This is a genomic window from Listeria sp. SHR_NRA_18, from assembly GCF_003856515.1.
In the GTDB taxonomy this organism is placed as follows: domain Bacteria; phylum Bacillota; class Bacilli; order Lactobacillales; family Listeriaceae; genus Listeria_A; species Listeria_A newyorkensis.
In genome coordinates this window covers 46590-70662 of record NZ_QPKR01000002.1, presented here as the reverse complement: position 1 = coordinate 70662, position 24073 = coordinate 46590, and the positions used below count along the sequence as shown (strand labels likewise).

Genomic DNA, 24073 nt, shown 5'->3' with positions numbered 1-24073 from the left:
TTCTATCTTGATGAGACCGTTCCCATCTTTTTATATATCTATGCTATCTATTCTACTCAATTGTGGTAAAGATGTCCAATGAGAAATGAAATGACTGATAACATAGTGTTAGAGAATATTTTTTAGGAGAATGTGAAAAATAGCATTGACAGAAAGCGCTTTCTGTAATATACTCTTTTTGTGGGAGCGGTACCATAAAAGGAGGTAGAAATGGATATTCTTTTAGGACGATTGGAAAATATATATGGCAGTGAAAGCGCTACATCTCTAGAGAAGGCGATTAGAGAGCGAATAGAAGAAGCGCGAACGAAAAAGTTGAAGCAACGGAAGTCAGGCTGGGATCAAGAAGATGTGGTAATGATTACATATGGTGATCAGTTTTGGGAAAAGGATCAGCCTACACTGACGACGCTTAAGAAGATGTATGATAGATACTTGGATGAGATGTTTGAGGTGGTTCATATTTTGCCATTTTATCCGTATTCTTCGGATGATGGTTTTTCGGTTATTGATTATAAAATGGTGAATCCAAAGCTTGGTGATTGGCGGAATGTTGGGGATTTGACGCAATCGACGCGATTGATGTTTGATTATGTTTGTAATCATATGTCGGCGAAAAGTGACTGGTTTCAAGGGTTTCTGAATCAGGATGCGGCATATGATGATTTCTTTGTTTCGTTGCCGAAAGAGACGGATTTGACGGCCGTGACTAGGCCGCGTGCGACGCCGGTTTTGACAGAGTTTGAGATGGCGGATGGTACGAAAAAGCATATTTGGACGACGTTTAGCGCGGATCAGATTGATTTGAATTTTAGAAATCCGAATGTGTTGCTGAAAATGATTGATGTTTTGGCGTTTTATTTGGAGGAAGGTGCGGAGTATATTCGGTTGGATGCGGTCGGTTTCATGTGGAAAGAGCCGGGGACGTCTTGTATTCACTTGGAAAAAACGCATGAGATTGTGAAGTTGTTCCGTGGTATTTTGGATGAGATTGCTCCTGGAACGGTGATGATTACGGAGACAAACGTGCCGCATAAAGACAATATTACGTATTTTGGAAATGGCCAGGATGAGGCGCATATGGTGTATCAGTTCCCGTTGCCGCCACTTGTTTTGCAGGCGATACATAGGGGTGATGGGCAGGCTTTGTCAGGCTGGGCGCGTGATTTGGAGTTGCCGGGTGAGGATGCTACGTTTTTCAATTTCCTCGCTTCGCATGATGGTATTGGCTTGAATCCGATTCGTGGAATTTTGCCGGAGGAGGAGATTTTGGCTCTGGTAGCGGATTTGGAAAAGGAAGGTGCGCTTGTTTCGTATAAGCAAAATCCAGATGGAACGCAGAGTCCGTATGAGATTAATGTGACGTATATGGATGCGCTGAATCGCTTGGCGGACAACGATGATACACGTTTACAGCGGTTCTTGTTGGCGCATTCGATATTGCTGACGATTCCAGGTGTTCCAGCGGTTTACGTGCAAAGTATTTTAGGCGCGCGAAATGATGTGGATGGTGTCGCACAAACGGGGCATAATCGCTCGATCAACCGCAAAAAATACCCGATTTCGGAGATTGAAACGGGGCTCGCGGACGATAAAACGTTGATGCATCGTACTTTTGAAGGGATTAAAGACATGATCCAAGTTCGCAAAACGCAAGCTTTATTCCATCCCAATGTACCGATGGAAGTCGTGGATTTAGGGAAAGAAATTTTTGCGATTAGGCGTGTGGATGCTTCAGGGAACAGTATTTTGGTGTTGCATAATTTGTCTGATCAGCCGATATCGTGTGATGTCGCTGCGAACTGGGATATTTTAAAAGATCAGCCGATTTCTGGGAGCGCTCCAATTGTTCTTGCTCCTTATGAATTCCGTTGGCTAACAAACAAAAACTAGGAGGGTTTTAAGGTGAAAAAGAGAGGTTCGATTTTACTTGTTGTTGTGTTAATGTTGAGTGCAATTTTGGCGGCGTGTGGCGGTTCATCGGGAAGTGCGGATGACAAAGAAGTGACGATTGAATTCATGCATTCTTCGGTTGAAAAGGAACGTTTGGACGTTATTAAAGAATTAGTTGCGAAATTTGAAAAGGAAAACCCGAACATTAAAGTGAAGCAAGTGCCAGTAGAGGAAGATGCGTTTAACACAAAAGTTGTAACGTTGGCACGATCTGGTAAGTTGCCGGCAGTTTTGGAAGTAAGTCAAGATTTTGCGAAAGTAATGGATAAAGATAAGTTGATCGATCAAGCGGCGATTAAAGACGTGATTAAAGAGGTTGGCGAGGATAGTTATTATGAAGGTGCGTTGAACTTGGTGCGTTCTGAGGATGGCAAAAGTTATATCGGCGTTCCGCTTACGGGCTGGGTGCAAGGTATTTGGTACGACAAGAAGGCTTTAGCTGCGGCGAATTTCGAGGAGCCGAAGAATTGGAATGACATTTTGACAATTGCGAAGCATTTTACGAATAAAGCAAATAAGAAATACGGTATTGCGATCCCTACAGCAGAAGGCGCGATGGCGGAGCAAGCATTTTCTCAGTTTGCGCTTTCCAATGAGGCGAACGTTTTAGATGCGAAGGGCAACATTACGATTGATACGAAGGAAATGAAACAAGCGTTGACATTCTATCAAGAGTTGGCGAAATACACGATGCCTGGATCGAATGATGTAACGGAAATCAAGGATGCGTTCATGAATGGTACGGCTCCAATGGCGATGTATTCGACGTACATTTTGCCGGCGGTATTCACGGATGGCGACCCAAGTAATGTCGGATTTATCATTCCGGAAGAAAAGGAAAAAGCAGTGTACGGAACGGTTTCGGCGTTAGCGCTTTCTGACGGCTTGGATGATGCACAAAAAGATGCAGGTAAAAAATTCGTGGAGTTCCTGTCACAACCTGAGAACCAAACGAAATGGGTATTAATGTCTCCAGGTGGCGCACAACCGGTAAATAAAGGCGTTATCGAGAACGAAGCGTACAAAAACAATGAAGTCGTAAAATCGTTTGGCGCGTTGTCTGAGGAAATCGCGAAATCGTTCGATGATATTCAAATTTTCGGCTTAGTTGACGGTAAAAACTTCACCAAAATGGGCGATATCACAAGTTCAGGCGTTATCGCGAAAATGGTGAATAACGTGACGGTTGGCGGCAAGGATGTCGAGTCGGAGCTTGAAAAAGCGCAGAGCACAGCCGAATCCAATAACTAAGAATAAGGAGGCACTATGAAAACAAAAGCATATAAACGCTCGGATGCAAAAATGGCGCTGGCCTTGCTGTCGCCTAGTATCCTCTTATTACTTGTGTTAGTGGCATATCCGATGATTTCAAACATTCAAATTAGCTTTTTAGAGTTACCGCTCAATCCGAATTTGGATTCAACATTTATCGGTTTGCAAAACTATATTGATATTTTAACGGATGCCGAATTTTATAAGTCATTGGCTTTAACGTTTGGTTACACGATTCTAGTAGTTGTTGGTAGTACAGGAATGGGGCTTCTGGTTGCGATTTTCTTCAACCGGGAGTTCAGATTCCGGAAAACGGCGCGTTCACTTATCATTTTGTCATACGTAACGCCGTCGATTTCACTGATTTTTGCTTGGAAATACATGTTCAACAATAGTTACGGTGTGATCAATTATGTTGGTGGCGATATTCTGCACCTTTGGAAAGACGCGCCGCTATGGTTTGATAATCCCGTTTCAAGTTTCATTTTAGTCGTGTTATTCGCGATTTGGCGCTATTTCCCGTATGCCTTCATTTCGTTTTTAGCGATTCTGCAAACGGTAGATAAGTCGCTTTATGAAGCAGCGGAAATGGACGGGGCAAGCGTTTGGGATAAATTCAAAATTGTAACATTACCAGCGATCATGCCAGTTTTGGCGACGGTTGTGACATTGCGTGCAATTTGGATGTTCTACATGTTTACCGACGTATACTTACTGACGAACAAGGTAAATATTCTTGGGGTTTACTTGTATCAAACAGCCTTTGCGTTCAACGATTTAGGTAAAGCATCGGCGATTTCGGTGATTCTATTTGTCATCATTTTCGTGGTCATCATGGTTACAAGAAAGCGAGTGAATTTAAATGGCGGTAAGTAGTAAAAAATCAAAACGGACGAAGAAAATTGTTTTTTATGTGAGTCTAGTGTTATTTCTCTTGTTCACGCTGTTTCCATTCTTGATTATGATGATGACGTCATTTAAGAGTCCAAAAGAGGCAATTTCAACAACGCCAACGTTTTTCCCAAAGGAATGGACATTTCAGCATTATTTAGATATTTTCAACCCAGATATCTTCCCATTTTTAACGTATTTTAAAAATAGTTTTATCGTTGCGTTAGTTGCAGCGGGAATTGCGGTTGTTTTAGGGATTCTTGGGGCGTATGCATTGTCAAAATTACGTTTCCGAGCGCGGACAACGATTAACGCAAGTTTTTATACGGTTTACATGTTTTCAGGAATTTTGTTAATTGTGCCGTTGTTTAAAATTATTTCGAGTGTTGGCTTGTATGACACGAGAACGGCGTTGATTATTACGATGGTTGTGCAGACATTACCGACTGCGATTTTCATGTTGATTAGTTATTTTGATACGATTCCAGTGGATATCGAGGAAGCAGCGATGATGGATGGTTTGAATCGGATGCAGATTATTTTGCGGATTATTGTGCCATTGGCGATCTCAGGGATTGTTTCGGTGTTCGTGTATTGCTTCATGGTAGCTTGGAATGATTATCTGTTTGCATCGATATTCTTGTCGGATTCAGAGTTATTCACGTTACCGATTGGTTTGAACACACTGTTCAGTACACCAGATTATATTTGGGGTCGAATGATGGCGGCGTCCCTTGTAACAGCACTACCAGTTGTTATCATGTACGCTTTGTCAGAACGCTTCATCAAAGGAAATCTTACCGACGGTGGCGTCAAAGGCTAAGCCAGAGCGACGAGAAGCATTCATCTTCGTCGTTAAAAGTTCCGTTCCAGTGCTCTTCTACACGGAGTTTCGCATAACTTCTCACATGGTTGGGGATAATACTCCCTCCCTGTTTTCAGTTAACGTACGCAAGTACGCTCCGCACCTGGTACTCACTTTTGCCTAGAAGCTAAAAGCTTCTAGGCACTCTGACTCATGTTTGGAGGCACGAAAGTGCCTTGGTGTTGGAAGGAATGTCTGGGTGAGGGACGATTTACCTGCACTGTTAAAAATGCTGTTCTAGTTTTACGTACGCAAGTATGTTTTGTGTTTTATGAAATTTTACAGGAAATGGATTTGGAATTTAGAAAGGAAGTTTGGATAATGAGAAAGTTGATTGCTACGGAGCCGCGGGTTGCGGATTTGGTGGAGTATGTGGATCGGGAGCTGGCGAAGGATGAGGCTCGGATTCAGGTGAAGTTTGCGTCGCCGAAACATGGAACGGAGGTCGTTGATTTTCGCGGTGTGAGCCCGTTTATTGATGAGGAATTCAACGAGGAATGGAATATGTTTATGCCGCGTCCGGAAGGTTCGGCGCGTGGGATCGTGTTCGGTGAGTTTCAGCTTGGGAACATGGTTGTCGGCGAGATCGTTGAGATTGGCGAGGACGTGACGGAGTACGCGATTGGCGACATGGTTTGCTCTTACGGGCCGATTATGGAGACGGTGATCGTGAAGGCGGTCGATAATTATAAATTGCGCAAAATGCCGGAGGGCGCTAGTTGGAAAAATGCGGTTTGTTATGATCCGGCGCAGTTTGCCATGAGTGGTGTTCGTGAGGCGCATGTGCGTGCGGGCGATTATGTCGTGGTTGTTGGGCTGGGTGCGATTGGACAAATTGCGATTCAGCTGGCGAAAAAGGCTGGTGCGAGTATCGTGATTGGTGTCGATCCATTGGAACATCGTCGCGAAATTGCGATGCGTCATGGTGCGGATGCTTGTTTTAACCCGATTGGAACGGACGTTGGATTTGAAGTTAAAAAACTGACTGGCAAACTTGGCGCGGACTCGATTATTGAGACGAGTGGGAATTCTCAAGCGCTTGAAGCAGCGTTACGCGGGATTGCGTATGGCGGAATTATTTCGTACGTAGCGTTCGCGAAGCCGTTTCCGGATGGATTTAATTTGGGACGTGAAGCGCATTTTAATAACGCCAAAATCGTGTTTGCACGCGCGTCGAGTGAGCCGAATCCAGATTATCCGCGTTGGAATCGGAAGCGAATCGAGGAAACGTGTTGGGAACTTTTGATGAACGGGTATCTGGATTGTGAGGATTTGATTGATCCGATTGTGAGTTTGGATGAGAGTGCGCAGGCTTACATGAAGTATGTGGATCAGAATCCGGATTTGAGTATTAAGATGGGAATCGAACTTTAGAAGGAGACGGTAAACGTTATGAAAATTGGGACGCAGAATCAGGCATTTTTTCCAGAGGGTATCATGGAGAAATTCGAATATATGAAGGAAATGGGATTTGAAGGTTTCGAAATCGACGGAAAACTGCTCGTGGAAAACGTGGCGGAGGTCAAAGCGGCGATTGCGGCGACTGGGATTCCGGTTTCGACGGCGTGTGGTGGTTATGATGGTTGGATCGGTGATTTCATCGAAGAGCGTCGTTTGCGCGGTTTGCAGGAAATAAAGGCAATTTTAGAGGCGTTGCAAGAGGTTGGCGGGAAAGGGATTGTGGTTCCTGCGGCTTGGGGAATGTTCACGTATCGCTTGCCACCAATGGTTTCGCCGCGTTCGGAAGCTGGAGATTTTAAAGCTGTGAGTGAGTCGCTCGTTTATTTGGACGGGGTTGCGGCAGAGACTGGCACGACGATTTTTCTGGAGCCGCTGAATCGCTATCAGGATCACATGATTAATTTGCTGGGCGATGCGCGTCGTTATATTGAGCAAAATAACTTGAAACATGTGAAAATTATCGCGGACTTTTATCATATGAATATTGAAGAAGACGGGATTTCGGAGGCACTTCACGCGAATCGTGATTTAGTGGAGCACGTGCATGTGGCGGACAATCATCGCTATCAGCCGGGCAGTGGATCGCTTGATTTTAAAAAGCATTTCGACCAGTTGAAGGCGGATGGCTACGACGGGTTCTTGACGTTTGAATGCCGAGTTCGTGCGGATAACCCGGAAAAAGCGTATCGTGATGCATTGGAACATTTGAAGAATTGTAGATAAACTCAGCGTGGCGACAAACGCTCACTTTCGTCGTTAAAAGCTCCGCTCCAGTGCTCACGTGCCATAGTACGCTCCGCGCTGGTGCTCGCTTTTGCCTAGAAATTAAGCATTTGTCGCCACGCTGAGGTTTGGCGGTAAATCATAGATTGTAGTTTTTCTATATTCAGAAATACGATACTCCTCTAAAATCCGATTTTGGAGGCAGTATTTCAAGGGGGAACATGAGTTGAAAAAAGTGGCGATTATTGGTGCGGGGCAAGTGGCCGAGAAGGTGCATGCGGCGTATTACAAAACGCGGACGCAGGAGTTGGAACTGGTCGCGGTCGTGGATCCAGATGCAGGGCGTGCACGGGATTTTGCGGAACAGAATGGCTTTGCGCGTAGTTACGTGGATGCGTCGGCGATGTTTGAGGCGGAAAAACCGGATATGGTGAGTATTTGTACGCCGAATCGGTTTCATTTTGATAATGTGATGTTGGCGCTTTCGCATGGTGCTGCGGTTATGTGTGAAAAACCGCCTGCAATGACGGCGAATGAGGCGCAGCAGATGCGTGATTTGGCGGCGAAACAGGGGCTTGTTTTGGCGTATGATTTTCATCACCGGTTTGCGACGGATATGCGTGAAGTGAAGCAGGCTCATGCGGACGGTGTGCTGGGTGAGGTTTACATGACGAAAGCGAAGGCGTTGCGTCGTTCGGGCGTTCCAGGTTGGGGCTCGTTCACGAATAAGGCGTTGCAAGGCGGAGGTCCGCTGATCGATATCGGCATTCACATGTTGGACGCGGCGATGTACGTATTGGATTTTCCAAAGGTCAAGAAAGTGACCGCCAAAATGTTTCAAAAAATTGGGACAAAGAAGTCGGAAGGTACGTTTGGAACGTGGGATCCTGCCAAATACGATGTAGAGGACGCGGTTTTTGCGTTTATTGAGTTTGAAAATGGTGGCTTGTTGCAGTTGGAGACGTCTTTTGTATTGCAGATGAAAGAGAAGGCTGTGCTGAATGTCGAATTTTTCGGTGATGAGGCTGGTGCGACGTTGTTTCCAGCAGAGATTTACACGGATCGGGCTGGCGAATTGGTCACAATTTTGAAAAAGGAAACGGCGGACGAGGAGCGACATGCAAAAAGTATGCAGGCGTTTGTGGACCGAGTGCTTGGTGCGGAAGTTATGGTGGCTGACGGGGAGCAGGGTTATCAGGTTCAGCGTTTGATTGAGGCGATTTACGAATCAGCAGAAAAAGGTGAGAGTGTATATTTATGAGTAGAATCAGTGTATTACGGGAGAGTAGAATAGATCCGCATTATTTCGATACGTATGCGAGTTTGATGACGACGGGGAACGGCTACATGGGCGTCCGCGCGGGATTTGAGGAAGATTATCCGGAGCAAACGCGTGGCATGTATGTGGCGGGAATATATAATAAAGCGCAGGGGCAAGTGAGTTCGGATTTGGTGAATTTGCCTGATGTGACGCGGTTTGAGTTCGAAATCGATGGTGTGATTTTCTCGATGCATAGCGGGGAAGTGCAGGATTTTGAGCGAGTTTTCGATTTGGCGACAGGGGAAGTGTGTCGTGAATTAGTTTGGCAGCATCCGAATGGGAAACGGTTCGGGCTTTGTTTGAAACGCTTTGTAAGTAAGAAGGAATTACATAAGGTGTATGCGAAAGTGGCGATTACGAGCCTTTCGGGGGACGCGGATGTGCGGATTCGGACGGGGATTGATGGTCAGCAGACGAACTTTGGGACGCAACATTTGGTGGAAAAATCGCTTCGTGTGTTTAGTGAAACGTGGATGCAGGGCGATTATGTGACGACGCAAAGTGGGCAGGATGTGACGGTGACGTCGATGATTAGCGCGCCAGGTAGTTTTGCAGCGAAGAATCGGCAGTTGCTCGTGACGGTGAACCAGAAGTTGGCGGAGAATGAACCGTTTTCGCTGGAAAAGGTAAGCGTTATCGCGACGAGTTTGGAGACGGAAAACCCAGCGGAATTTGGACTCGGTGAAATACGCGCGGCGAAGAGTTATGAGGAAGCTTTGGCGGAATCGCGCGGTTCTTGGCAGAAATTTTGGCAGGATTATCGGGTGGAGGTGACGTCGGAAAATGCGTTTGATCAGTTGGCGTTGGATTTTGCGGCGTATCATTTGGAAGCGATGACACCGGCTCACGATGAGCGTTTTAGCGTTGGGGCGAAAGGGCTGACGGGTGAAGGTTACAAGGGGCATGTGTTCTGGGATACGGAGATTTTTATTGCGCCGTTTCATTTGTATAATCATCCGGAAAAGGCGCGGAAGTTGTTGCGCTATCGTTATCTTCATTTGGAGCAAGCACGTGAAAAGGCCGCGAAAAATGGCTATCAAGGGGCGTTGTTTCCTTGGGAGAGCGCGTTTAGTGGAGAGGAAGAGACGCCTGAATTTGCTGCGATTAATGTTCGCACTGGGAAGCGTCAAAAAGTGGCGTCGGCTCTTGCGGAACACCATATTGTGGCGGATGTGGCGCATGCTGTGGTCAATTATTACGAAGCGAGTCAAGATGAACTGTTTATGGAACGTGATGGTTTGCAAATTTTGCAGGAAACGGCGCGTTTTTGGTTAAGTAGGGCTGTATTAAAGGATGGAAAATATGTTATATTAGATGTAATCGGTCCGGACGAGTATACAGAACATGTGGATAATAATGCATACACGAATTATTTGGCGCACGAAAATGTGTACCAGACGTTGCGGTTTATGTCTAAATATGGCCAAAAACATACGGCGTTTTATGATTTATGCGAGGCGTTTTTACGGAAAATTTATTTACCGCAGCCGGATGTGTCGAAGTTGATTCCGCAAGATGATACGTTTTTGGGTAAACCGGAAATTGATTTGTCGGAATATAAGGCGCGGCAGGGATCTCAGGCGATTTTGCTGGATTATTCGCGTGCGGAAGTGAATGAGATGCAGATTTTGAAGCAGGCGGATGTGGTGATGTTGCTTTATTTGATGCCGAATCTGTTTTCGGAGGAAATTGTGGCGCGGAATTTGGATTATTATGAGGAGCACACGATTCATGATTCTTCGCTTAGTAAGGCGATTCATGCGATTGTCGCAAATCGGGTTGGCCAGCCGGAGAAGGCATATCGTTTCTTCGAGGAAGCGTGCCGAATTGATCTTGAGGCGGCTCCTGGTGGGACAGATGAAGGTGTGCATGCGGCGTCGCTTGGTGCGATTTGGTTGTCGGCGATATTCGGATTTGGCGGTGTGGCGATTGCGGATGGCGAACTGCATTTGAATCCGCGACTACCGGCTGGATGGAAGCGCTTGGCATTTTCGTTCGTATGGCACGGAGAACGTTTGGAAATCGAGCTGGAATCGGATAAAATTCGCGTGACAAAAGACACGACGGCACCAATTCAGATGCACATTTTTGGTGAGAAGCATTGTATGACGACTGGACTAGAAATTTAAATTTTGGAAGGAAGAGCGATCATGAAAATAGTCATTGCCCCAGATTCATATAAGGAAAGTTTAACAGCGCAGGAGGTTGCGGAGGCGATTCGAGTGGGATTTGCTGACGTGTTTCCAGACGCGGAGTATCAGCTTTTGCCTGTGGGCGATGGCGGGGAAGGGACGATCGAGATTCTGGCGGATGCGTCTGGTGGCGTGATGGAGGAAGTGCGTGTGACGGGACCGCTTGGTGAAGTTGTGACGGCGAAAATGGCGTTTAGCGCGGATCGGACGCGGGCTTTTATTGAGATGGCCGAAGCGTGCGGATTGCATTTAGTACCTCTGGAAAAACGCAATCCGTTGATGGTGAGCACGGCGGGTGTCGGCGAGTTGATCAAGCATGCGCTGGATGCGAAGGTACGGGAAATCGTGATTGGCGTCGGTGGAAGTGCTTCCCATGACGGCGGAATTGGCATGGCGGCGGCACTTGGCGCGCGATTCTACAATTTGCGTGGCGAACCGGTGCCGGCGATTGGTGCGAATTTGAGCGCGATTAGTTCGGTTTCGCTGACGGATCTCGATTCGCGATTGGCGGAAACGACGATACGGATTGCGGCTGACGTGGAGAATCCGTTATGTGGTGAGAACGGTGCTGCAGCTATTTTTGGACCGCAAAAAGGCTTGGCACAGGACAAGATTGCGAGCATGGATAACGCGATGCAAGGCTTTTATTCGATTTTTGAACAGGATGTGCGCGAGTTGCCGGGAAGTGGTGCTGGTGGCGGAATGGGTGCTGGTTTGATGCTCTTTACAGGTGCGAAATTTGAGCCGGGAATCGAGCTCGTTTTGCGGGAGTTGAAGATGGAAGAAGCTTGCGCGGACGCTGATATTATCGTGGTTGGCGAGGGTCGCATGGACGGTCAGACGGTCTTTGGCAAGGCGCCGATTGGTGTTGCGAACTGCGCGCCTGAAAACGCGACGGTGATAGGAATTTGTGGTAGTATTGGAGATGGAATTGAAGCGGTTTATCCAAAAATAGATGCGGTGTTTCCAACGATTGCAACGGCTGGGACGCTTGCTGAAATTTTGCCTAAAACGCGTGAAAATATTGAACGAACAGCCCGAAATGTGGCGGTTCTGCTGAAGGGGAGAATACGGTGAAACAGTTAGAAGCAGTTATTTTTGATTTGGATGGTGTGATTACGGATAGCGCGCACTTTCATTATTTAGCGTGGAAACAGTTGGCGGCGGATATTGATATCGAGATCGACGAGGCGTTCAATGAGACGCTAAAAGGGATTAGTCGGATGGATTCGCTCGACTTGATTCTGGCAAAAGGTGGGCGCGAAAAAGACTTCACACTGGAGCAAAAAGAGGAATTGGCGGCTAAGAAAAACGCGCATTACGTGGAGTTGTTGAAAGACTTGTCTGCCGCGGATATCTTGCCTGGCATCAAGCCATTGCTAGCTGCGATTCGCGCGGCAAACTTGAAAATCGCCTTGGCTTCCGTTTCTAAAAACGCGCCGATGGTTCTGGCAGCGCTTGGCTTGACGGATAGTTTCGACTACCTTGCCGATGCAGCCAAAATCACACATTCGAAACCAGACCCAGAAATCTTCCTTGTCGCAGCCGCTGGACTTGGCGTAGAGCCTGCAAACGCGGTCGGAATCGAGGACGCCCAAGCCGGCGTGGAAGCAATCAAATCCGCTGGTATGAAAGCGATTGGCGTCGGAACTGGCCTCGTTGGAACAGACGAATTAGTCAGCGACACATCGAAATTAACACTTGCCATGATTCAAAAAGTATTCCAGATTTAATATGAAAAAAGTAGCGTGAAATTCAAACTTCACGCTACTTTTTTATCTAATTTGGGTAGTAAATAATCATGCTCAGCCTACAAACATCTGCGCTCGCATTCGTATACACATGTTCCTGATCCGCCTTGAACCGAATCGAGTCCCCATCTTTAGCCTTCAACTCTTCCCCATTAGTAGCAATCACAAGCTCCCCAGAAAAAACCGTGATAAACTCCTCCGTACCATCTGGATGAGGCGTCGATTCCAACCTTCCATCCGGATCAATCTCCAAATAGTATGTCTCAAAGCGGCGTTCACTGTCAAAAGTAAACATCGGATAGTTGCGACATTTCCCGTCATCAGCAATGAGCGGTTCCCGCGTTTTACGATCAATCACTTCATAATCAATCTTCGGTTTTGTCACGAGTTCTGTAAAAGAAACCTTCAACCCATTCGCGATTTTCCATAAAGTTGATATCGTTGGATTGACGTCTCCGCGCTCGATTTGGCCAAGCATACTCTTACTGACACCAGTGAGTTTCGCTAGTTCATCGAGGCTGAGGCGTTTTTTCTGGCGAGCCAATTTTAGATTTTCTGAGACGACAGCACTAATATTATCCACAAATTTGTCCTTCTTTCATGTTGACAATATAACGCACGTAATGTATCGTATACTGTATAAACGTTATAGTATCCTTTTTGTGTATTATATCATCCGACGAGAGGAAGGTAAAGAATATGTTCAATATCGCAGCATTTTTATCCTATATATTTTTGACAGCCTACACACCAGGGCCAAATAACATTATGGCGATGTCAAATGCAAGTAATGACGGCTTTAAAAAGAGTTTTAAGTTCTGTTTAGGTGTTTTGGCAGGTTTTTTCGTTATTGTACTAGCATCGGCGATTTTTAGCGCAGCATTATATGATTTTATCCCAACTATTGAACCATTTATGCGTTTTGTCGGGGCTGCGTACATTTTGTGGCTAGCTTGGGTGATTTTGCGAGACAAACCGAAGAATCCAGACGCGAAAAAAGTGCGATTAGACCCAAATTGCTTTTTTACAGGCATGGTAATGCAATTCATAAACGTGAAGGTGATTTTATACGGAATTACGACCTTTTCAACGCTTGTTTTGCCGTATTTTAGCGGCGTATGGCAAGTATCCCTGTTCATATTGATTTTGACCGTTGTCGGCTTTTCAGGCACGTGTTGCTGGGCTATGTTTGGCTCGGTTTTCAGCAAAATATTTGTAGAACATAAGCGTGGACTGAACATTGTGATGGCGCTCTTGCTTGCCTATTGCGCGGTATCGATTTTGTTGTAAAATGTATATTGTTTTTTACCCTTACTCGTAGTAAAATGAATAAGATATATAGTATTCAAAAAACTTCAAGAATCGAGAGAAAAGGGAGAAAAGTCATGCTATTTAGTACTACGACGTTTTTGTTTGTATTTTTACCACTTGTTTTAGCTATTTATCTTATCACGCCGAAAAAATTGAAAAACATTATGTTACTGTTAGCCAGCTTATTTTTTTACGCTTGGGGAGAACCGAAATTCATCTATGTCATGCTACTTTCGATTTTACTTAACTACGTGTTCGGACTGCTCGCGGACAAGGCGAAGCGGGAAGGAAAGCACGGCAAGTTAGTTATCACATTGATGGTTATCGGAAACTTAGCGATTTTAGGAATTTTCAAATATGCGAACTTTGTTGTCTTTAATATCGAGACGTTTTTTGGTTCCAATTTTGAATGGACAGCGATTGCTTTACCACTTGGAATTTCGTTTTATACGTTCCAAGGGATAAGTTACGTGATGGATGTGTACCGCGGTGACGGGCGTGTGCAGAAGAATCCATTGAATATCGCGCTATACATATCGTTGTTTCCTCAACTTGTTGCTGGGCCGATTGTGCGCTATCAGACGGTTGCGGATCAGATCGAGAGTCGAAAAGTCGATATTAATTTGTTCACGAGTGGAGTAAAGCGCTTTATTATAGGCCTCGCGAAGAAGATGTTTATCGCGAACAACTGCGGACTTGTCGCAGATCAGATTTTTCAAAGTCAGGGTGGCGGCTTATCGGTTGGGACGGCGTGGATTGGCTTGATTTTCTATTCGCTCCAAATCTTTTTTGATTTCTCAGGTTACTCTGACATGGCGATTGGTCTTGGTCGGATGTTCGGCTTTAAATTCCTTGAGAACTTTAACTACCCGTATATTGCAAAATCGGTATCAGAATTTTGGCGGAGATGGCATATTTCGCTTGGAACGTGGTTCAAAGATTACCTCTACATTCCACTTGGCGGGAATCGTGTTTCTCCAATTAAGGTCTATCGAAATTTGGCGATTGTATGGCTGGCGACAGGGATTTGGCACGGCGCGAGTTGGAATTTCCTACTTTGGGGCGCGTACTACGGACTGTTCATCATGCTGGAAAAAGCCTTTTTGGGCAAAGCTTTGCTGAAAGTTCCGGCGGCGTTACAACACGTGTATGCCTTAATCGTCATCATCTTCGGTTGGCTCCTATTCCGAATCGACAATGTAAGCGATATTTGGAGTTATTTGGGCTCAATGTTCGGTTCCGGTGTGTTCTGGGATGCACGAGCAACGTATTATATGCATGAATATGCAATTGTTCTAATTGTGGCAATCATTGCATGTACACCGCTTGTGAAAAATTTCTTTGCGAGCGACAAACTCTTAACGTTCATGCAAAGCCATCGAGCACTCCACGTGACAAAAGACGTGGCGACACTTGCAGTTCTAGCTTTCATTTTCGTATATTCCGTCGCGCTCGTTGTTGGCTCGACATTCAATCCATTCATTTATTTCAGATTTTAAAACGTTAGGAGAATAACTGTGAATAAAAAACTATTTAACATACTACTATCGACTGGGTTTCTACTCTTTATTTTCGGCGTTTTTTTCTTCTATCTGTTTGCTGGAAAAAATCAAGTGTCTATTTTAGAAAGTCGTAACTTGGCGCAAGAGCCTGCATTTAGCTCGGAGGCAGTGAAAAGCGGTCAGTATATGAGGAGCTGGGATGTCTTTTTTAACGATCAATTTCCGCGTCGTGATGCGTTTACGGAGCTAAATATGCGCGTGAACCAAGTGGCGCTGGGGCAAGATGTGTACAAAGATGTATACGTCGCGCCAGATGGCTATTTGCTGACAAAAGTGGAGCAATATACAAAGGCTGATGCGGATAAAATCGCTGAGCGTGTGAATGATGTAGGTAAGGAATTGCAAAAACAAGGCGTTACAACCAGTTTGGTGATCGTTCCGAATAAGTCGACGGTGTTTGAGGACAAGTTTCCGACCTATTATCCGAGTTTTGGGCGTGAGGGATACGAGCGTTTGATGCCGCTTATCGACGAGCAGTATGTGCAGAATATCGATGTTTCGAAAGTCCTTTACAAAAATAAGAACGAGAAAAACATGTTTTTCTATACCGATCATCATTGGCAAGCCAAAGCCGCATTTTTAGCATCGGAAAAAGTGGCGAAAGCGATGAATTCTGGCGTGAAACAATTGACGGTGGACGATTGGACTTGGAAATTGGAAGGTTTGTCATTTTACGGTTCGGATGCTCGGAAAACGACTTCTTCGCTTGTGTCTAAGTCGGATCAAGTGATGGTCGCGGAGCAGAAAAATCTGAGTGCGCCGTATCAATTGGATGTGATCAAGGAGAAGCGCGATTCGTTATACGTGATGAGTCGTTTGACGGATCCTGCGGTGTATGCGAATCGTTACACAGCCTACATTGGGACGGATTATCCGGAGCTCCATATTAAGACGCCAGATCCGTTGACGCAGAAGAATTTGTTGATTTTTAAGGATTCCTATGCGAACGCGTTTATCCAATTTATCGCGCCGTATTATGCGAATGTGCACGTGTTGGATTTGCGTTATTATAAAAATCTCGATTTGCAAGCCTACGTGAAAAAATACGATATTGACCAGGCGTTGTTGTTTTTCAATAATAATTCGATTTATGCGACACCACAATTAACGACATTTAAGTAGGAGGCAAGCCCATGTTAACGCAAGAAACGATTATGCAAGTCGCGACGAGTGAGGCGAACGCTGGCGATTTCCCGAAAGTCGTGCAAGGATTCAAAGCGGCCGGCGTCGTGAAATACGATTATCTCGTGGAAACGGGGATGTATGTTTTCTGGGATGCAGAGGGCGCGAAGGTCGAAGCGCAATTGAACGGCGTACCGAAAATCGTGGCGCTAGCCTCCTCAGTAGTTGCCATCAAAGACGCGGTGAAACAAGCACAAGCTGGAAAAATTGATTTCGAGCAGTTTTGCGAGTTAGCGGGTGAGGCGGGCGTTCCAGTTTGGCATTCCGACTTGGTTGAGATGATGGTTACTTATGAGGATAAGGAAGGTAAGGCGCTACTTCAAGAGCCGATTCCAAGTAAATGATTTGAAAAGTCTTCTTCGGGAGGCTTTTTTTAGTTGGCAGCATACCTCAAAAAACGATTCCACGTGTACAAAACAGTAGAATCGTTTTTTTTGTGCATATTTTTTTTGAATAGGGTAAACAATTAGAGTTGTTAGTATTTTTTTGAAAAGGGGCTATGCGATGTATCTATTAATCATTGGGATTGTAGTGTTAGGTATTGGACTTTTCATTTTTGAACCGCAGAGCAGGGAGCGCCCGGACGAGTAACCGTTAGCATATCTAAAAATAGCGTTTTCAATCGTTTGAGTTTTGGAAATTATTCCAGAGCTTTTTTTATGTTTTCGCTTCATAAAGCAGGCAACTCAGATAAGCAAACAGCAACCCATCTGTTTTTCGCAGCGACAGGTTCGTCAATTCTTGAAATTTATCGATGCGGTACTGAATCGTGTTGCGGTGCATGAATAGCGCTTTTGCAGTCATGCTCAGATTCCCTTGCTGCTCCCAAAGCGCCTTAATTAGCGGTTTCCAAGTCTCATCTTTCTCAAAAAGCTGGCCGATTTCACGCGCTAATAAACTACTCGTCAACTGTTCGGCAATCATCGGCAAGCAGTTGGATTCGACGGTTTGCACGAGTTGGCTGGAATTTTGTCGGAACAGGCGTTGTTCTTCGGCGAATAAGTCGCGGAGCAAGGCGTTTTTCTCGTGGAATAGCCCCATGAAAAAGTGAACCTGCACGTAAAAATCACTTTCCAGCGTGGTCGCGATGGCATCGAGTTCTTCTTCACCGAGCAGGGATCCCGCTATTTTTTCAATCAGAATGCCGTAATTATCGGTCAGCATGAGTAATTCGGTGTCCTGCGCGAAGAAACTAATCAACGCTTTTTGCCACTCGAGTAGTGTTTTTTTGGATGGCGGTGCGGACTGGATTTGGAATTGTGTGATGCGGTAAGAATGCGGCTCTGGCTTGATTGTGAGCGGTTCTTGCGTGAATAGTAAGGCGTGCCATTCGGTGAGCCGTTCGTTTTTGAAAACAGGTGCTGGTGCTTGGAAAAGTGTTTGCAGTAGGTCTATTTCCGCTGTTGTTAGCGTTCTCTTAGGGATCGCGAAATAGTATGGATTCTCGTAAAAGAAGAGATGTGTCGTATTTATTTTTAACGGTTTTTCGGAATATGTAAGATCGGGATAGCGCTCTTTTAGTTTTTTGATTTGCATCGTTCTAGCCTCGCTTTCTACTCTATTTATTGTGTCAAAACCGCTAGATAAAGTCAAATTTGATTGCGGCGGGAACTTATATTCGGTATAATGAGTAAAGTTGATGTCGCAACCATTTAGAGGTTGGAAAAGGGGAATTTTATGGTGAAACATTATGAGATTATTGCAAAATCGATGTCTATCGTGAATCGGTGTGGAAATACATTTAAGTTAGAGCGGTTGAAGGAGTATGGCCTGGGAGTTGGGCAGTTACGTTATATTACGACGCTTTATCATGAGGATGCGTTGTCACAAGATGAGATTGTGAAGCGATTTATGGTGGACAAGGCGAACGTGGCGAGGCATATTCATCGCTTGGAAGAGTTGGGCATGATTCGCCGAGAAGTGAATCAGCAAGATAAGCGTAAACATATGGTTTATTTGACGGAAAAAGGGAAATCGGTGCAACCTGTTATTGAGGAGACGATGAAGGCGTGGTCTGGCGTTTTGACAGGTGGATTTTCCGAAGCAGAGCGGGAGCAATTACTCGATTTACTGCTTCGAATGGCGGACAATGCGCAAAATCATGAGAAGGCGGGTGAGTAGATGAAGGAACAAAGTAAGCGCTTAGGTGAGGATAAAATTGGTTCGTTGATGTGGCGTCTTTCGGTTCCTGCGTTTGTCGGAATGTTCGTGATGGGTATGTACAATATTGTCGATACGATTTTCGTGGCGCGGGGCGTTGGATCGCTTGGTGTGGCAGCGCTCTCGATTGCGTTTCCAGTACAGATGATTATGATGGCGATGGCAGCGATGTTCGGAATTGGCGGTGCGTCGATTATTTCGCGGGCACTTGGCGCAGGAAAAGGCGAGGAAGCAAACCGGGTGTATCATCAGGTTATTTGGCTTGTGGTCATTTCGAGTTTGCTGCTGGCGATTGTCACGTTCATTTTCCTGGATCCGCTGGTGACGATGTTTGGCGCGACGCCGGAGATTCACCAATACGCGAAGGATTTCTTGCAAATTCTACTGCTGGGCTCGGTATTTCAAACCTTTGCGATGGCGATGAATAACATTGTTCGTTCTGAGGGCAATGCCAAAATTGCGATGCTGACGATGATTATTTCGGCGGTTTTGAACATGATTTTGAATCCAATTTTCATTATGGGACTAGATATGGGGATTCGAGGTTCGGCTTTTGCGACGTTGATAGCGCAGGCGGTTGGCGCGGTTTGGCTGTTAATCTATTTCCTATCTGGCAAAAGTTCGCTGACGTTAAAAGGGTTCCGATTCCATATTGATTGGAAATTGTCGGGAAGCATCATGGCGATTGGGTTCCCGTCGTTTATCATGATGTCGGCTGGGAGTATCGTGTCGATTTCGGTGAACTGGATGCTCAATATTCATGGTGGAACGATGGCGATTGCGGCGTATGGCGTGGCGAACAGAATCGCATCGTTCATGATTATGCCGATTAATGGCGTGACACAAGGGATGCAGCCGATTGTCGGTTTTAACTACGGCTCGCGGGAATATAAGCGCGTGGTGAAAGCTGTGAAAATGTCGATTGTGGCCGCGACCGTGATGTCCGTCGTTGCTTTTGCGGTGGTGGAACTGTTTCCAGACTTATTGGTTAGCGTCTTCACGAATGACAAACAACTGCTAAAAGATGGGGCGCATGCGGTGCAGGTTGTCTTGTTGGCAGCTCCGACGATTGGATTCCAGATTGTGTGTGGTGGTTTATATCAAGCACTTGGCCGAGCGCGGATTTCCTTCGTGATTTCGTTGATGCGTCAGATTATTTGCCTGATTCCACTGCTCTTAATCCTACCGAATTTTTGGGGACTCGACGGCGTTTGGTATGCCTTCCCACTTGCAGATGTCGGAGCCTTTACGGTTTGTCTGATTATCATGCTACGGACTTGGCGCGGGTTGTTTAAGAATCCAGAAATGGTTTAGTTTTATGCAGAAAAAAGGAGGCGAGAAAAATGTCTGAGATTATTAAGAAATACTGGGAATCATTTGCTAAGGAGCGTGGCTTAGACTTGGAATGTCCAGAGGCGTGGGCGTTTGGCTATGGTTCTGAAATGGCGGATCGGCTGGGAGCGCTCGTTGTGGATGGCGTTAAAACGGCCTCGTGTGCGGCGCATTGTGTACATGAAATAGAGGACGAGCCAATTCCAGAAGTTGGGGAGTATAATATTGTCTTGGATGGGAAAAATGAACCATTGGTAATTATTCGATATACGGAAGTGGAGCTTGTGAAAATGAACGAGGTGTCGCAGGACTTTGCGAGGTCAGAAGGGGAAGGCGATCTTAGTTATGAGTATTGGTATGACGCGCATGTACGGTTTTTTACGTCGGAATTAGAGCAGTTTGGATTGACGTTTACGCCAGATTTATTGCTTGTGTGTCAGCGGTTTGAGGTGGTTGATACGAGATGAAAAAATAAAGACGTGTAGCTACTTTTCGAAGTAAATGCACGCCTTTTCTTATTTTAATTCAAATTTTGGGACTTCTAAAAAGTTGGAAATTGTCACAACCGCGGCGCCGAATAGAATGGCTTCTTCGCCGAGGCTGGCTTTTTTGATTTCGATGTTTTGTGCGGTCAAATATGGTAATTGTTGCTCTATCTTCTCTGGGAAATCAGGAATGAGGCGACTGATTTCACTGTGAATCGCGATAACTTTTGGATTGTAGAGCGTGATGACATTGTGAACGGCGATGCTCAAATAGTCCACCATGTTCGCGATGAGCTTCGTAGCAATGGCATCATTCGCGGCATAAGCGCGGTACAGGTCGGGAATGATGGCTTCCTGATTATCCGTTAGTTCGCGATACGTGTCTAAAATCACTTTTTCGGAGCTGTAGGTCTCGAGACAGCCTTTACCGCCGCACGTGCAGGGATTTCCGTTTGCCTGGACAATCATGTGGCCAATCTCGCCGCTGAGGCCGTTTTCGCCAGTGTAAAGCGTGTCGTTTGTGATGATTCCGGCGCCAACTCCTGCGTGAATACTGATACAAACGAGATTGTGGTAGGCGCTATGCTTGGCGTGTTCACTGAGTGCGAGCAGATTCGCTTCGTTTTCTAGGAAAATCGGATAGTCAAAGTGCTCTTGCAGGGCTTCGGCCAGCGGGAAATCAGTGAAATCATAGGCGGGCGTGAAGTTAATCTGGTTGTTGTGGACAATGCCGTGAATCGCGATGGTCATACCAACAATGCCAAAAGGTGATTTTGGGAGTTTTGCGGTGATTTCTTGGATGATGGTGACTAAATCAGCGGTGATTGTGGCTTTTTCGATGGTTCGAAAGGGAAGCAGTTTGCGATTTCGGATGGTGCCGTCTAGGTAATGAATCATCGTATCTATGTAATCGTAGCCAAGATCCACGCTAATCGCGAAACCTGCTGCTTTATTTAGCTCAAGCATAATTGGTTTTCGACCGCCTTGAACGGTGCTTTCGCCGATACCGATTTCTGTGATTAATTGTTGTTCGATCAGTTTTTTGACGATGGCGGAAACACTTGCTTTGTTTAGGCCGATTTTTTCGGAAAGATTCGCTCGTGAAAGCGGACCGTCGTTAACGATGACGCTCAAAACGGTGCGTTCATTGGCTTCTCTAATTCCAGTTCGATTTGCAAACATTGTGGTACCCCCTTGTTCTCTTATCTATTGTAGCGATAAATGAGGGCTTTGTCTAATAAGAAAGCGCTTGACAAAATGTCACGTTCGTATTATTATAATGTTAGTTAGTTTATCATGCTAACTAACTTGATGAGGAGGGACCAGTGATGAAATTTACAGATGGTATTTGGCTCGTGAAAGAGGGTTTTGAAATTCAGAATCCGAAAGAAGTATTTGACTATAGTTTGAAAGCGGATACAGTGACCGTTTTTGCTCCTTTTAAAAAAATTAAATCGCGTGGGGATACGCTGAATCTTGGTTTGATGACGACGGAGATTAGTTCGCCGCGAGAAGATGTGTTTACAGTACGTTTGAAGCATCATGATGGCGGAGAGCGCAAGTCGCCTGCGTTTGGGATTAATGAACAGCAAGTTCTTCTGAATACGACGGATGATGAGAAAGCGATTACAATTCAGTCTGGTGATCTAAAAGTCATGATTGATAAGGAAAACTATGCGTTGTCTTTTTACGGGAACGAGCAGTTTTTGACGAAATCGGATGTGAATGGGCAAGGTTATATTACGTCTGCGGATCAGAATTACATACGCGAACGGCTTGATTTGGGCGTTGGAGAAAACATTTACGGGCTTGGCGAGCGCTTTACGAACTTTGTGAAAAATGGCCAGACGGTGGATATTTGGAACAAGGATGGCGGCACGAGTAGTGATCAGTCGTACAAGAACATTCCATTTTTTGTAAGTAATAAGGGGTATGGTGTTTTTGTGAATCATCCGGAGCATGTGTCGTTTGAGGTTGGTTCGGAGCACGTGTCGAAAAATCAGTTTAGCGTTGCGGGTGAGGCGCTGGAGTACATGATTATTTATGGTCCGACGATGGAGGCAATTTTGCGGAAGTATACGGATTTGACTGGGAAACCTGCGTTGCCGCCTGCTTGGTCGTTTGGCTTATGGCTGAGCACGTCGTTTTGTACGGATTACGATGAGGCGACGGTGAACGCTTTTATTGATGGCATGAAGGAGCGCGATATTCCGCTGGATGTGTTCCATTTTGACTGTTTCTGGATGAAGGATTTTGAGTGGTGCAATTTTGAGTGGGATCGTCGTGTTTTCCCAGAACCTGAGAAAATGCTCGCGAACTTGAAGGCGAAGGGTTTGAAAATTTGCGTTTGGATTAACCCGTACATTGCTCAGAAGTCGGCGCTTTTTGCGGAAGGTAAGGAGCATGGCTACTTCATTAAAAATCGGGACGGTTCCGTGTGGCAGTGGGATTTATGGCAAGGAGGACAAGCGATTGTCGACTTTACGAATCCGGCGGCGTGCGCGTGGTATCGCGATAAGTTGAGTGCTTTGATGAACATGGGTGTGGATGCGTTCAAGACGGATTTTGGCGAGCGTATTCCGACCGATGTGCAGTATTTCGACGGTTCTGATCCTGAAAAAATGCATAACTATTACGCGTACATTTACAATGAAGTCGTGTTTGACCTGTTGAAGGAGAAGCGTGGCGAGCAAGAAGCGGTACTATTCGCGAGATCGGCAACGGTCGGATCGCAAAAATTCCCGGTTCATTGGGGCGGTGACTGTCTTTCTACGTATAGCTCGATGGCGGAATCGTTGCGCGGCGGGTTGTCGTTCATGCTATCTGGATTCGGATTTTGGAGTCATGATATTGGCGGGTTTGAGGAGGGCGCGACGCCGGATATTTACAAGCGTTGGACGCAGTTCGGCTTGTTGTCATCGCATAGCCGTTATCATGGGAACGTGGAATATCGCGTGCCGTGGATTTTCGATGAGGAAGCGGTGGACGTGACGCGGAAATTTACGAAGCTGAAAATGCGTTTGATGCCGTACTTGTTTAAGCAAGCGGTGACGGCGCACACGGATGGCATGCCGATGATGCGTCCGATGGTGCTTTCATACATGGAAGATCCAGCTGCTGCAACGCTTGACCGTCAGTATATGCTGGGCGAGAATTTACTCGTAGCCCCGATTTTTAACGACGAAGGCCGCGGCGAGTTTTATCTACCAAAAGGCAAATGGACGAATATCCTGACAGATGAAGTTTATGACGGCGGCACGTGGGTTAGCGAGCATCACGATTACATGAGTTTCCCGTTATTGGCGAAGGAAAACAGCATTATCGTGTGCGGTTCGCAGGATGATCACGCCGAATATGATTATGCGGAAAATCCAACGATTCATGTATACGGTTTTGAAACGGCTAGCACACACGCGGAAACGGTGATTTACCAAGCAAACGGTACGCAAAAAGCAACGATTCGCGTGGAAAACAACAATTCCGAAATCACAGTTCACACAGAAGGTTTGGCGAATTACGAAGTCATCTGGCATAAACAACAGGAATCAGGGATAAAAACATATGAAACATCTGAAAAAACAATCAAACTAGCATAAAAAATCGAGCCCGTCT

The 24073-nt window shown here is 45.7% G+C and carries 21 protein-coding genes; 18 read left to right on the top strand and 3 right to left on the bottom strand.

All coding sequences use genetic code 11. From position 1 onward, the window contains the following. Positions 1–210: 210 nt before the first annotated feature. The 10 genes from DUK53_RS04475 (at position 211) to pgmB (ending at position 12411) form a co-directional block, all read left to right on the top strand. A complete protein-coding gene (locus tag DUK53_RS04475; RefSeq protein WP_036089356.1) occupies positions 211–1893 on the top strand; it encodes an alpha-amylase family glycosyl hydrolase in 1683 nt (560 codons plus the stop codon). Between the two features lie 51 nt (positions 1894–1944). After that, positions 1945–3204, top strand: a complete 1260-nt coding sequence (locus tag DUK53_RS04470) for an ABC transporter substrate-binding protein (protein ID WP_373862717.1) — start codon at positions 1945–1947, stop codon at positions 3202–3204. Positions 3205–3219: 15 nt separating this feature from the next. Beyond that, the gene (locus DUK53_RS04465) at positions 3220–4101 is read left to right on the top strand and encodes a carbohydrate ABC transporter permease (protein ID WP_036060744.1); all 882 of its coding nucleotides are present in this window, start codon (positions 3220–3222) and stop codon (positions 4099–4101) included. Beyond that, entirely contained in the window at positions 4088–4939 is an 852-nt protein-coding gene (locus DUK53_RS04460) for a carbohydrate ABC transporter permease (RefSeq protein ID WP_036132105.1), read from the top strand. Before DUK53_RS04465 ends, DUK53_RS04460 begins: the two co-directional genes overlap by 14 nt. 363 nt (positions 4940–5302) lie before the next feature. After that, positions 5303–6355: a zinc-dependent alcohol dehydrogenase gene (locus DUK53_RS04455; RefSeq protein WP_036132103.1), complete on the top strand. Its 1053-nt coding sequence runs from the start codon at positions 5303–5305 to the stop codon at positions 6353–6355. Positions 6356–6373: 18 nt separating this feature from the next. Beyond that, positions 6374–7165, top strand: coding sequence for a sugar phosphate isomerase/epimerase family protein (locus DUK53_RS04450; protein ID WP_036132101.1), 792 nt, complete (start codon positions 6374–6376; stop codon positions 7163–7165). 226 nt (positions 7166–7391) lie between these two features. Then, the gene (locus DUK53_RS04445; protein WP_036132100.1) at positions 7392–8426 is read left to right on the top strand and encodes a Gfo/Idh/MocA family protein; all 1035 of its coding nucleotides are present in this window, start codon (positions 7392–7394) and stop codon (positions 8424–8426) included. A gap of 5 nt (positions 8427–8431) precedes the next feature. After that, the gene (locus DUK53_RS04440) at positions 8432–10615 is read left to right on the top strand and encodes a glycoside hydrolase family 65 protein (protein ID WP_373862718.1); all 2184 of its coding nucleotides are present in this window, start codon (positions 8432–8434) and stop codon (positions 10613–10615) included. Between the two features lie 21 nt (positions 10616–10636). Continuing rightward, positions 10637–11755 (top strand): glycerate kinase, encoded by a 1119-nt coding sequence (locus DUK53_RS04435; RefSeq protein ID WP_059140663.1) that lies wholly within the window; start codon positions 10637–10639, stop codon positions 11753–11755. Continuing rightward, the gene (gene pgmB, locus DUK53_RS04430) at positions 11752–12411 is read left to right on the top strand and encodes a beta-phosphoglucomutase (protein ID WP_036089340.1); all 660 of its coding nucleotides are present in this window, start codon (positions 11752–11754) and stop codon (positions 12409–12411) included. Before DUK53_RS04435 ends, pgmB begins: the two co-directional genes overlap by 4 nt. Positions 12412–12457: 46 nt before the next feature. Here pgmB and DUK53_RS04425 read toward each other — a convergent pair whose 3' ends face one another. Beyond that, positions 12458–13012, bottom strand: coding sequence for a helix-turn-helix domain-containing protein (locus DUK53_RS04425; protein WP_036089339.1), 555 nt, complete (start codon positions 13010–13012; stop codon positions 12458–12460). 116 nt (positions 13013–13128) lie between these two features. On the opposite strand from DUK53_RS04425, the gene DUK53_RS04420 reads away from it, so the two are divergent. The 4 genes from DUK53_RS04420 to DUK53_RS04405 all read left to right on the top strand — a co-directional run bounded on the left by DUK53_RS04420 (position 13129) and on the right by DUK53_RS04405 (position 16828). Beyond that, complete coding sequence (locus DUK53_RS04420) at positions 13129–13719, top strand: LysE family transporter (protein ID WP_036132096.1); 591 nt, start codon at positions 13129–13131, stop codon at positions 13717–13719. 95 nt (positions 13720–13814) lie between these two features. Then, a complete protein-coding gene (locus tag DUK53_RS04415) occupies positions 13815–15239 on the top strand; it encodes an MBOAT family O-acyltransferase (RefSeq protein WP_036089337.1) in 1425 nt (474 codons plus the stop codon). Positions 15240–15257: 18 nt separating this feature from the next. Continuing rightward, on the top strand, positions 15258–16424 hold the full coding sequence (locus DUK53_RS04410) for a DHHW family protein (protein ID WP_036132094.1): 1167 nt from the start codon (positions 15258–15260) through the stop codon (positions 16422–16424). 11 nt (positions 16425–16435) lie between these two features. Next, on the top strand, positions 16436–16828 hold the full coding sequence (locus DUK53_RS04405) for a DUF1398 domain-containing protein (RefSeq protein ID WP_036132092.1): 393 nt from the start codon (positions 16436–16438) through the stop codon (positions 16826–16828). 313 nt (positions 16829–17141) lie between these two features. Here the strand turns inward: DUK53_RS04405 and DUK53_RS04400 are convergent, their stop codons facing one another. After that, complete coding sequence (locus tag DUK53_RS04400) at positions 17142–18020, bottom strand: helix-turn-helix domain-containing protein (protein WP_036132090.1); 879 nt, start codon at positions 18018–18020, stop codon at positions 17142–17144. A gap of 141 nt (positions 18021–18161) precedes the next feature. Between DUK53_RS04400 and DUK53_RS04395 the strand changes: the two genes are divergently transcribed. The 3 genes from DUK53_RS04395 to DUK53_RS04385 are packed head-to-tail and all read left to right on the top strand — an operon-like array spanning position 18162 to position 20443. Beyond that, positions 18162–18605 (top strand): MarR family winged helix-turn-helix transcriptional regulator, encoded by a 444-nt coding sequence (locus DUK53_RS04395; RefSeq protein ID WP_036089327.1) that lies wholly within the window; start codon positions 18162–18164, stop codon positions 18603–18605. Beyond that, on the top strand, positions 18606–19958 hold the full coding sequence (locus DUK53_RS04390) for an MATE family efflux transporter (protein WP_036089326.1): 1353 nt from the start codon (positions 18606–18608) through the stop codon (positions 19956–19958). It abuts the gene before it with no gap. A gap of 29 nt (positions 19959–19987) precedes the next feature. Then, complete coding sequence (locus DUK53_RS04385) at positions 19988–20443, top strand: ASCH domain-containing protein (protein WP_036132089.1); 456 nt, start codon at positions 19988–19990, stop codon at positions 20441–20443. 48 nt (positions 20444–20491) lie between these two features. Here the strand turns inward: DUK53_RS04385 and DUK53_RS04380 are convergent, their stop codons facing one another. Continuing rightward, complete coding sequence (locus DUK53_RS04380; protein WP_036132088.1) at positions 20492–21643, bottom strand: ROK family transcriptional regulator; 1152 nt, start codon at positions 21641–21643, stop codon at positions 20492–20494. A 146-nt stretch (positions 21644–21789) separates the two neighbouring features. Here DUK53_RS04380 and yicI point away from each other — a divergent pair, with 146 nt between their 5' ends. Further along, on the top strand, positions 21790–24057 hold the full coding sequence (yicI, locus tag DUK53_RS04375; protein ID WP_036132087.1) for an alpha-xylosidase: 2268 nt from the start codon (positions 21790–21792) through the stop codon (positions 24055–24057). Positions 24058–24073 lie beyond the last annotated feature (16 nt).